The organism is Kineococcus lubricus (genome assembly GCF_050871965.1).
GTDB lineage: Bacteria > Actinomycetota > Actinomycetes > Actinomycetales > Kineococcaceae > Kineococcus.
Genome location: NZ_JBJLSK010000059.1, coordinates 1 through 10,245, shown reverse-complemented (window position 1 = coordinate 10,245; position 10,245 = coordinate 1). Strand labels below are relative to the sequence as shown.

Annotated in this window: 8 protein-coding genes; all 8 read right to left on the bottom strand. The window is 72.2% G+C overall.

From position 1 onward, the window contains the following. Nucleotides 1-133: 133 nt before the first annotated feature. Nucleotides 134-1,870, bottom strand: a complete 1,737-nt coding sequence (locus ACRYRX_RS22320; RefSeq protein ID WP_432515382.1) for a dipeptide ABC transporter ATP-binding protein — start codon at nt 1,868-1,870, stop codon at nt 134-136. Then, complete coding sequence (locus ACRYRX_RS22315; RefSeq protein WP_432515380.1) at nt 1,867-2,829, bottom strand: ABC transporter permease; 963 nt, start codon at nt 2,827-2,829, stop codon at nt 1,867-1,869. The genes ACRYRX_RS22320 and ACRYRX_RS22315 overlap by 4 nt, the downstream gene beginning before the upstream one ends. Continuing rightward, entirely contained in the window at nt 2,822-3,748 is a 927-nt protein-coding gene (locus ACRYRX_RS22310) for an ABC transporter permease (RefSeq protein ID WP_432515379.1), read from the bottom strand. Before ACRYRX_RS22310 ends, ACRYRX_RS22315 begins: the two co-directional genes overlap by 8 nt. Nucleotides 3,749-3,876: 128 nt before the next feature. Next, entirely contained in the window at nt 3,877-5,526 is a 1,650-nt protein-coding gene (locus ACRYRX_RS22305) for a peptide ABC transporter substrate-binding protein (protein ID WP_432515384.1), read from the bottom strand. A 518-nt stretch (nt 5,527-6,044) separates the two neighbouring features. Continuing rightward, complete coding sequence (gene ychF / locus ACRYRX_RS22300) at nt 6,045-7,130, bottom strand: redox-regulated ATPase YchF (RefSeq protein ID WP_432515378.1); 1,086 nt, start codon at nt 7,128-7,130, stop codon at nt 6,045-6,047. Between the two features lie 12 nt (nt 7,131-7,142). Further along, on the bottom strand, nt 7,143-7,406 hold the full coding sequence (locus ACRYRX_RS22295) for an acyl carrier protein (RefSeq protein WP_432515376.1): 264 nt from the start codon (nt 7,404-7,406) through the stop codon (nt 7,143-7,145). Beyond that, complete coding sequence (locus ACRYRX_RS22290; protein WP_432515375.1) at nt 7,403-9,409, bottom strand: HAD-IIIC family phosphatase; 2,007 nt, start codon at nt 9,407-9,409, stop codon at nt 7,403-7,405. The genes ACRYRX_RS22295 and ACRYRX_RS22290 overlap by 4 nt, the downstream gene beginning before the upstream one ends. Nucleotides 9,410-9,444: 35 nt before the next feature. After that, nucleotides 9,445-10,077, bottom strand: a complete 633-nt coding sequence (locus ACRYRX_RS22285; protein ID WP_432515373.1) for a serine O-acetyltransferase — start codon at nt 10,075-10,077, stop codon at nt 9,445-9,447. Between the last annotated feature and the right edge of the window lie 168 nt (nt 10,078-10,245).

Genomic DNA, 10,245 nt, shown 5'->3' with positions numbered 1-10,245 from the left:
CCCCCCCCCCCCCCCCCCCCCCCCCCCCCCCCCCCCCCCCCCCCCCCCCCCCCCCCCCCCCCCCCCCCCCCCCCCCCCCCCCCCCCCCCCCCCCCCCCCCCCCCCCCCCCCCCCCCCCCCCCCCCGCGGCCGGTCAGGCGCCGAGCTGGATGCTGCCGCCGGGGATCGCCGCCAGCAGGGCCCGGGTGTACTCCTGCGCCGGGTTCGCGAAGACCTCCTCGACGGAGGCGTGCTCGACGAGCCGGCCGCGCTGCATGACCACGACGTCGTCGGCGATCTCCCGGACGACGGCCAGGTCGTGCGTGATGAACAGGTACGTCAGCCCCAGCTCGGCCTGCAGGTCGTTGAGCAGGCTCAGGATCTGCCCCTGCACCAGGACGTCGAGGGCGGAGACCGCCTCGTCGCACACCACGACCTCCGGCTGCAGCGCGAGGGCCCGCGCGATGGCGACGCGCTGGCGCTGCCCGCCGGACAGCTCGTTGGGGTAGCGCCGCAGCGAGCTCTGCGGCAGGGCGACCTTGTCGAGCAGGTCGCGCACGCGCGCCTCGCGGCTGGCGGCGTCGCCCACCCCGTGCACCCGCAGCGGCTCCTCGACGGAGCGGAAGATGCTCCAGCTGGGGTCCAGCGACCCGTACGGGTTCTGGAAGATCGGCTGCACCCGGCGGCGGAACGCGAACCGCTGCTTGCGGTCGAGCGTCGTGATGTCGACCCCGTCGAACCGGACCTCGCCCCGGGTGACCGGCAGCAGGTTCAGCACCATCTGCGCGACGGTCGACTTGCCCGACCCGGACTCCCCCACGACGGCCAGGGTGGTCCCCCGCCGCACCGAGAAGCTCACGTCGTCGACGGCGAGCAGCTTCTCCCCGCGCGCGCCGGCGCCCCGGATGACGAACTCCTTCGTCAGGTTCCGGACCTCGATGACGTCGGCCGTCACCTGCTCCGGGACCTCGACGGGCGTCTGCGCGGCGACGATGTCGTGGGCGTCCAGGGCCCGCGCCTCGGCCTGCTCGACGATCTGCGCGCGGTGCTGCGACTGCATGCGCCGCGACGCCAGGGAGGGCGCCGCGGACACCAGCCGCTGCGTGTACGGGTGCTGCGGGCTCTGCAGGATCTGCAGCGCCGGCCCGGACTCGACGACCTGGCCCTTGTACATGACGACGAGGTGCTCGGCCCGCTCCGCGGCCAGGCCCAGGTCGTGGGTGATGAGCAGCACGGCGGTGCCGAGCTCGGAGGTCAGGGAGTCGAGGTGGTCGAGGATGCCGCGCTGGACGGTGACGTCGAGGGCCGAGGTCGGCTCGTCGGCGATGAGCAGCCGCGGCCGCGACGCCAGCCCGATGCCGATGAGGGCGCGCTGGCGCATGCCGCCGGAGAACTCGTGCGGGTACTGCTTGTAGCGGCGGGCCGCGTCGCCCAGCCCGGCCTCGCCGAGGACCTCGATCGCCCGCTTCCTCGCCGCGGCGCCCTTGGCGATGCCGTTGGCCTCGATGGCCTCCTTGACCTGGAACCCGATGTTCCACACGGGGTTCAGGTTCGACATCGGGTCCTGCGGGACCAGCCCGATGTGCTTGCCGCGCAGCGCGACGTGCTCGCGGGTGGAGGCGTGCGCGATGTCCTTGCCGTCGAAGAGGATCTCCCCGCCGACGACCTGGCCCGAGCCGGGCAGCAGGCCGATGACGGCCATCGCCGACGTCGACTTGCCCGACCCGGACTCCCCGACGATGGCGACGGTCTGCCCGGGGTAGACGGTGAAGCTCGCGCCGCGGACGGCGTGCACGGCCCGGCCGCCGGAGCGGAAGTCGACCTGGAGGTCCTTGACCTGCAGCAGCGGCCGGCTGCGGTCCACCGGCTGCGACGAGGTGCTGGCGCTCATCGGGTGCGGCCCTTCGGGTCGAGGGCGTCGCGCAGCGCGTCGCCGAGCATCAGGAACGACAGGACCGTCAGCGACAACCCGATCGAGGGCCACAGCAGGACCATCGGGTCGGTGCGCAGGGTCGCGCGGGCGTTGGAGATGTCACCGCCCCAGGACACGATGCTGGGTGGCAGCCCCAGGCTCAGGAACGACAGCGTCGCCTCGGCCGCGATGAACGTCCCCAGCGAGATCGTCGCGACGACGATGACCGGCCCGAGGGCGTTGGGCACGACGTGCCGCACGAGGGTGCCCAGCCGGCTCAGCCCCAGCGACTTCGCGGCGGTCACGTACTCCGCGGACCGGACCTGCAGGACGGCGCTGCGCATGATGCGCGCCACCTGCGGCCAGCCGAACAGGGCGAGCGTGAGGGCCACGGTGACGACGTTGCGGCTCTTGAGGGTCTGCAGCAGGACGATGGCGCCCAGGATCAGCGGCAGCGCGAAGAAGATGTCCGCGACGCGCGAGAGCAGCGCGTCGAGCCAGCCGCCGAAGAACCCGGCGAGCGCGCCGACGACCCCGCCGACGACGACCACCATGAGCGTCGTGAGGATCCCCACGCTCACCGACGCCCGGGCGCCGTAGACGACGCGCGCGTAGACGTCGGTGCCGCCGCGGGTGACCCCGAGCGGGTGCTCGGAGGACGGCCCCTGCAGGGCGACGGACAGGTCCACGAACCGCGGGTCGGTCGAGGTGAACCAGGAGGGGAACAGCGAGACGACGACGAGCACCAGGATGATCAGGCTCGAGACGATGAACAGCGGGCGCTTGCGCAGCTGCTTCCACGCGTCGGTGAACAGCCCGCCGCCGGGGGCCGACTCGTCGACGGCGTCGACCGCCGCCAGCGGTGTCTCCTCCAGGGGAGCGACGAAGTGCTCCTGGCCGGGGCGGACCGCGACGGGTCCGGTGTTCTTCTCAGACATAGCGGATCCTCGGGTCCAGGACGGCGTACAGCAGGTCGACGACGAGGTTGGCCAGGAGGTAGACGAGCACCAGGATCGTCACGACCGACACCACCGTCGGCCCCTCCTGCCGGATGACCGACTGGTAGAGCAGGTTGCCGACCCCGGGGACGTTGAAGATGCCCTCGGTGACGATCGCCCCGCCCATCAGCGCCCCGAGGTCGGTGCCCAGGAACGTCACGACGGGGATGAGGGAGTTGCGCAGCACGTGCACCGTCATGACCCGCGGGCGCGACAGCCCCTTCGCGGTCGCCGTGCGCACGTGGTCGGCCGACAGGCCCTCGGCCACGGAGTTCCTCGTCAGCCGCAGCACGTAGGCGAAGGACAGCGCCCCGAGCACCGCACCGGGCAGCAACAGGTCGACCAGGGCGGGGTCGCCGCCCACGGTGGACCGCACGATGCCCCACTTGACCCCGATGAAGTACTGGCCGACGAAGCCCAGGACGAACACCGGGATGCCGATGACGATGAGCGAGAGGAACAGGACGGTGGAGTCGAACAGGCCGCCGCGGCGCAGGCCGGCGAGGAAGCCGAAGGCGATGCCGAAGACGGCCTCGATGACGAGCGCGACCACGGCCAGCTTGATCGTCACCGGGAAGGCCCGGGTGATCTGGTCGATGACCGGTTGCCCGGAGAACGAGGTGCCGAAGTCGAACGTGAAGATGCCCTTGAGGAAGAGCAGGTACTGCACGAAGAAGGGCTTGTCGAGGTTGTACTGCGCCGTCAGCGCCGCGCGGGCGCTCTCGCTGACGGGCTTGTCCCCGAACAGGGCGAGGATCGGGTCACCCGGGAGCAGGAACACCAGGGCGTAGATGAGGAGCGTGGCTCCGAAGAAGACGGGCACCATCTGCAACAGACGGCGCCCGATGTACCAACCCATCACGAGCCTCCTCGGGGGACGACCTTCCGTGGCCGCCCCGGCCTACAACGTCGGACACAGTGTCGCGCTCGCGTGCTGACGCGAGAACGGGGGTGGGCCGGCGAACCGACCCACCCCCGGACCTCAGGTCAGGACTTGGTGATCTGGTAGTACAGCGGGACGCTGTTCCAGCCGAACTCGACGTTCTTCGCCGACTCGCCGAAGCCGCCCGCGGCGTTGGCGTACCAGAGCGGGATCACCGGCAGGTCGGTGAACAGGATCGTCTGCGCCTGCTGCAGGATCTTGTTGGCCTCGTCCTGGTCGGTCGTGCCCGCGGCCCGGTTCAGCAGCGCGTCGAACTCCGGGTTGGAGTAGTCGCCGTCGTTGGACCCGGCGCCCGTGGCGTACAGCGGGGCGAGGAAGTTGTACAGACCCGGGTAGTCGGCCTGCCAGCCGGTGCGGAAGGCACCCGAGATCGTGCGGTTGGTGATCTCGGTGCGGATCTGCGCGAAGGTCGGGTAGGGCTTGCCCTCGGCCTGGATGCCCAGCACCTGGCGCAGGCCCGCGGTCACCGCGTCGACCCACGCCTGGTGGTCGCCGTCGCTGTTGTAGGCGATGGTGAAGGTGCTGCCGTTCCAGGGGGCGATGGCGTTGGCCTGCTCCCACAGCTGCTTGGCCTTGGCCTCGTCCAGGGACAGGACCTCGTTGCCCTCGACGGTCTCGGAGTAGCCGGCGATGACCGGGGACGTGAAGTCCTTGGCCGGGGTGCGGGTGTCGTTGAAGACCGTCTTGCAGATCTGCGCGCGGTCGAAGGCGTAGCTGAACGCCTGGCGGCGCAGCTTGCCCTCCTCACCGCCGAACCCGGGCAGGGTCTCGGGGATGCAGAACGACTGGAAGATGGCGGCGGGCTGGTTCACGGCGCCCTCGCCGAGGTCGTCGGTGAAGGTCAGCAGCGCCGAGCTGGGCACGGTGTCCAGGACGTCGAGGTCACCGCCCTGCAGCGCGGCGTAGGCCGCGTCGAAGGTCTCGTAGAACAGGAAGGCCAGCGAGTCGTTCTGCGCCTTGCGCGGCCCGTCGTAGTTCTCGTTCGGGACGAAGTCGATCCGGACGTTGTGCTGCCAGGCGCCTTCCTCCTTCAGCTTGTACGGGCCGTTGCCGATCGGGTTCTCGCCGTACGCCTTGATGTCGGCGAAGGCCGACTCCGGCAGCGGGTAGAAGGCCGAGTAGCCCAGGCGCAGCGGGAAGTCGGACTCCGGCTGGACGAGCTTGACGGTGAAGGTGGTGTCGTCGACGACGGTCAGCCCGCTCATGGTCTGGGCGGTGGGCGGCTCGGCCTGGACGGCCTCGAAGCCCTCGATGGGCTCGAAGAAGTAGCTGGAGAGCTGCGCGTTGGTGCCCAGGGCGCCGTAGTTCCAGGCGTCGACGAAGGACTTGGCGGTGACGGCGCTGCCGTCGGAGAACTTCTGCCCGGCCTTGAGCTTGATGGTGTAGTTCTGCGCGTCGGTGGACTCGATGGAGTCGGCGACGTCGTTCTCGGGGGTGCCGTCCGCCTTGTAGTAGACGAGTCCGGCCCACAGCGAGTCGAGCAGGCGACCGCCGCCGACCTCGTTGGTGTTGGTGGGGACCAGCGGGTTCTGCGGCTCGGTGCCGTTGACGACGACGGCGCCGCCGCTGCCGCCGCTCTCGCCACCGCCGGAGCCCTCGTCGTCGTTGCCGCCGCAGGCCGCGAGCGTCGACAGGGCCGCGATGCCCAGGACGCCCTTCAGCCCGTTGCGGCGGCTGAACGCGGAACCGGCCACGACGCCGATGCGTTCGACGGCTGCACGACCGTCCTTCTCGAAGCTGCTCAAGGTGGAACTCCTCCTCGCAAGCATGACTGGGTGGGCACGTTGCCCATCTGCGGCGACCCCCGACGAGCAGGATGTCCACCTCTACAGGTCGGGCAGCACGTTAACACCCGGTCAACCCAATTCCCGACGTGCGTGAACACTGATGCCGCGCGTGCGCGAGCACGGACGCCAGTGTCTCCCGTCCGGACGCGGCCCGCACGCGCGCGATCACTCACCGCGACGTGCAGCAGCTGGTGAAGGTGCAGGTCAGCGCGCCGGGGACCCGCTCGCGGGGGCGAGGTAACGATGTCGTTGCGGTCTCGTCGAGGCTCGCGCACGGACGTCGGGAGCGGTGGGATCCCCGTCGACCCCACCGCCCGAGAATCATGGCGCACCCGGGCGGGTGCCCCCGCCCCCGCGGCCGTCCCGTCGGTGGATCGAGACCCGATCGTGTCCCGGCGGACACGACCGGGGGTGGTCGGACCCGATCAGACGTTGAAGCGGAACTCCACGACGTCCCCGTCGGCCATGACGTACTCCTTGCCCTCGATGCGGACCTTGCCCGCGGCCTTCGCCTCGGCCATCGACCCGGCCGCGACCAGGTCCTCGAAGGAGACGACCTCGGCCTTGATGAAGCCGCGCTGGAAGTCGGTGTGGATGACGCCGGCGGCCTGCGGGGCCGTCCACCCCTGGTGGATCGTCCAGGCCCGCGACTCCTTCGGGCCGGCGGTCAGGTACGTCTGCAGGCCGAGGGTGGCGAAGCCGACGCGGGCCAGCTGGTCCAGGCCCGACTCGGTCTGGCCCACCGACTCCAGCAGCTCGGCGGCCTCCTCCGCGGACAGCTCCACCAGCTCCGACTCCAGCTTGGCGTCCAGGAAGACCGCCTCGGCCGGGGCCACCAGGTCGCGCAGCTGCTGCTTGCGGTCCTCGTCGCCCAGGACCGTCTCGTCGACGTTGAAGACGTAGATGAACGGCTTCGTCGTCAGCAGGCCGAGCTCCTTGAGCAGCGGCACGTCGACGTCGTCGCCCTTCGTCGCGGCCGACAGCGGGCGCCCGGAGTCCAGGACGGCCTGCGCGGCGACGACGGCCCCCAGGACCGCCGGGTCGGCCTTCTTGCCCTTGACCTCCTTCTCCAGGCGCGGCTGCGCGCGCTCGAGGGTCTGCAGGTCGGCCAGCACCAGCTCGGTGTGGATCGTGGCGATGTCGTCACCGGGGTCGATGCTGCCGGCGACGTGGACGACGTCGGGGTCGACGAACGCCCGCGTCACCTGGCAGATCGCGTCGGCCTCGCGGATGTTGGCCAGGAACTTGTTGCCCAGGCCCTCACCCTCGCTGGCGCCCTTGACGATGCCCGCGATGTCGACGAACGAGACGGTCGCCGGGACCGTCTTCTCGCTGCCGAACAGCTCGGCCAGCCGGTCCAGCCGCGGGTCGGGCAGCGCCACGACCCCGACGTTCGGCTCGATCGTGGCGAACGGGTAGTTCGCCGCGAGCACGTCGTTCTTGGTCAGGGCGTTGAAGAGCGTGGACTTGCCGACGTTGGGCAGTCCGACGATGCCGATGGTGAGAGCCACGAGTACCGGAGCCTACCCGGCTTCGGAGACGAGGAACCTCCGCAGCTGCCCGACGTCCTGGAACGACGTCAGCTGCTCGTCGCTGAACTGCACCCCGAACTCCGCCTCCAGGGAGAACATGATGTTGATGTGCGCCAGGGAGTCCCACCCGGGCACGTCGGCGGCCGTCGTGGAGTCGGCCAGCGCGACGTCCTCGCGGCCCAGGACCTCCTGGAACACCCGGCGCATGCGGGTCTCGACGTCGTCGTTCGCGCGGTCGTTCGTCGTGGAGCTCATCGTGCGGTTCCCACCTTCTCCTCGTCGTTGCTCCTGGCTCCCGGGACGCCCACCGGCCCGCGCGGGTCCACGACCCGCTCGACGGCGATGAGCCCCGGGGTGGTCACGGTCGCCGGCAGCGCCAGCTCCCAGTGCGTCGTCCCGTCCTCGTCCCGGCCGGCCGGGCGGGCGCCGAGGCGCTCGTACAGCCCGGCGACCTGGGCGTTCTTGGCGCTGGGCACGTACGTGCCGCGCACCGCGGTGCACCCCAGCGCCTGCGCGGCCTCCACCAGCACCGCGAAGACCTCGTCCTCCACGGTGCGGCCGATGACGCGGCAGCTCATGAGCCAGCTGTCGACGTCGAGCACGTCCCCGTCGCGGCGGGCGAGCAGGACGGCGACGACCCCGTGGTCGGCGAACCGGTCGCGCACCCGCACGACCAGCGAGGTCCACGCCGGGTCGGCGGCCATCGCCCGGACGTCGGCGAGCGAGTGCCGCCGCGTGGTGAGGTTGAACTGGTTCGTCTTGCCGAGCAGCTGCGCGACCCGGGCGACGTTGTCCTCCCCCAGGGCGTGCACCTCGGCGCGCATGTCGAGGGAGGCGAGGTACTCCTCCAGCGTCCCGGCCCCCTCCCGCGCGGCGACGGCCTGCGCCCGGGCCCGGTACTGCGCGGTCCGCGCGGCGTCCTCGGCCGTCAGGGCGTCGGTCTCGAAGAACGGGTAGGCCGCGAGCGCCGCGACGTACCCGGCCGGGTCGGTGGGCAGCGCGACGACGTCGACGTCGGGGACGAGCTCGCGCACGGCCTCGCGCTCGGCGGGGTTGTCGTCGACGAAGACGAGCGCGTCCTCGCCGATGCCGAGGGTCGCGGCGATCTCGCGCAGGGCGGTGGGCTTGTCGCCCCAGCTCGCCTTCAGGACGGCGACGTCGTCGAGCCGCACGAGCATGTCGGGGTTCTGCTCGAACACCTCCCGCACGTGCTGCTCGTCGTTCTTCGAGCTCACCGCCAGGACGACGCCCTTGTCCTTCAGCTCCAGCACGTACCGCTGGAAGGCGCTGAAGGCCTCCCCGCGCGCGCCGTGGCCGACCTCGACGCCGTGCGGGCCCAGCTCGCCGAGGACCCCGCCCCACAGCGTGCCGTCGAGGTCGAGGACCAGGCACTTGCGCGAGCGCCCGAGCTGCGCGCCGATGACGGCCGCGGTCTGCTGGGCCAGCAGCGGCACGCACCCCAGCGCCACCGACTGCTTCGCGGCGTGCACGTACCGGGCGTCGGTCCAGGTGCGCTTGCCGACGGTGCTCGCCAGGCGTTCGCAGTCGACGACGGCGACCCCCTGCGCCGCAGGCGATCCGGCGGCCTCCCCGAGGCGCTCGGCGAAGCGCCGCAGCATCGCGGGGCGGGCCCCGGGGGTCCGGGCGGCCAGGTGCCCCAGGGCGACGTCGGCGGGCAGCACGACGCCGTGCTGCACGACGCGGGCCCCGAACGCCTCCCGGGCCCGGTCCCACAGGGCGGTCCAGCGCGCCAGCTCGGCCTCGACGACGGCCTCGGGGTCGTCGCTGCGCGCCGGCAGGTCGACGGCGCCGGCGTCGACGGCGAGGACCACCACGTCGGGGTCGAAGGCGTGCAGCGCGCTGGTCGGGTCGAGCAGCTCGGTGCGGAACTGCCCGTACCCGCACTCGTGGACCTCGACGTCGACCCCGGCGCGCGCGCACGCCAGCGGCAGCAGCTGGGTGAGCTGGGTGGTGGTGTAGCTGCCCAGGACGGCCACCCTGGCCCGGCGCGGGGCCGGGCCGAGCTCGGCGCGCACCGACTCCCAGACCCGGCCGGCGCCGAGCCAGACGGCGAAGTCGGCCCCGGCGCCGGTCACGGCGGCGTCGGTGGCCGCGAAGGCCCACTGCGCGGCGCGGCGCGCGTCACCGGGTTCCCCCCGGTCGCGGTAGGCCCGGGCCAGGTCCAGGCAGGCGCGCGGGGCCGGGACCGGTGTGGTCCCGACGGCGGCGAGCGCCTCGCGGATCGTGTCCGCCTCCATGGTCGTTCTCCCCCCTGTGGTTCCGTCCGTGCGGTTCAGGACGCGACGGTGTCCGTGGTCGCCCCGGTGGGGCGCGGTTGCGGTTTGAGGACGCGCGCGGGCGGGGCGAACGCCGCGGCCCCCGCCGGGACGTCGGTGCTCACGACGGCGTTCGGTCCGATGGAGGCGCCGTCGCCGACGGTGATGGCCCCCAGCAGCACCGCCCCCGGCCCGATGGAGACGTCCCGGCCGATGTGCGGGACGGACTCGCGGCGGGTCGCGTCGTTGGTGAAGCCCAGGGTGATCCCCGAGCGCAGCGTCGAGTCGTCCCCGATGACCGCGAAGGCCGGGATCTGCACGGCCTGGTGGTGGCCGATGGCCACGCGGCGGCCGATGACCGCCTCGTCGGCGATCTCCGTGCCGTAGAGGTTCTGGATGACCAGCCGGTTCACCAGCCGGTGCGCCACCTTCACGGCGGTCCGCAGCGGCGCGGGCCGGCCCAGACCCCAGAAGCCGATGCGGTGCACGAGCAGGGCGTGGAAGCCCGGGTGCACCAGCGAGCGGGAGTGCCGCTCGAAGTCCTCCTTGATCAACGTCCGCAGCGGGGCCGTCGAGGCGGCCTCGGCCACCCCCACCCCGTGTCGGATGCCGCTCTGGCTGTCGTGCCCCACGTCGTCCCCCCATCTCACGTCGGGTCAACCCTCACGTGGCGTCACTGTAGCGGCGACGGAGATCCGGACCGCAGGGACCCGCGCGGGGGGGGGGGGGGGGGGGGGGGGGGGGCCCCCCCGCCCCCCGCCCCCTCGCCCCCCCGAGCATCCAATGCCTCGCAACACCACAACAAACACCCGCACGCA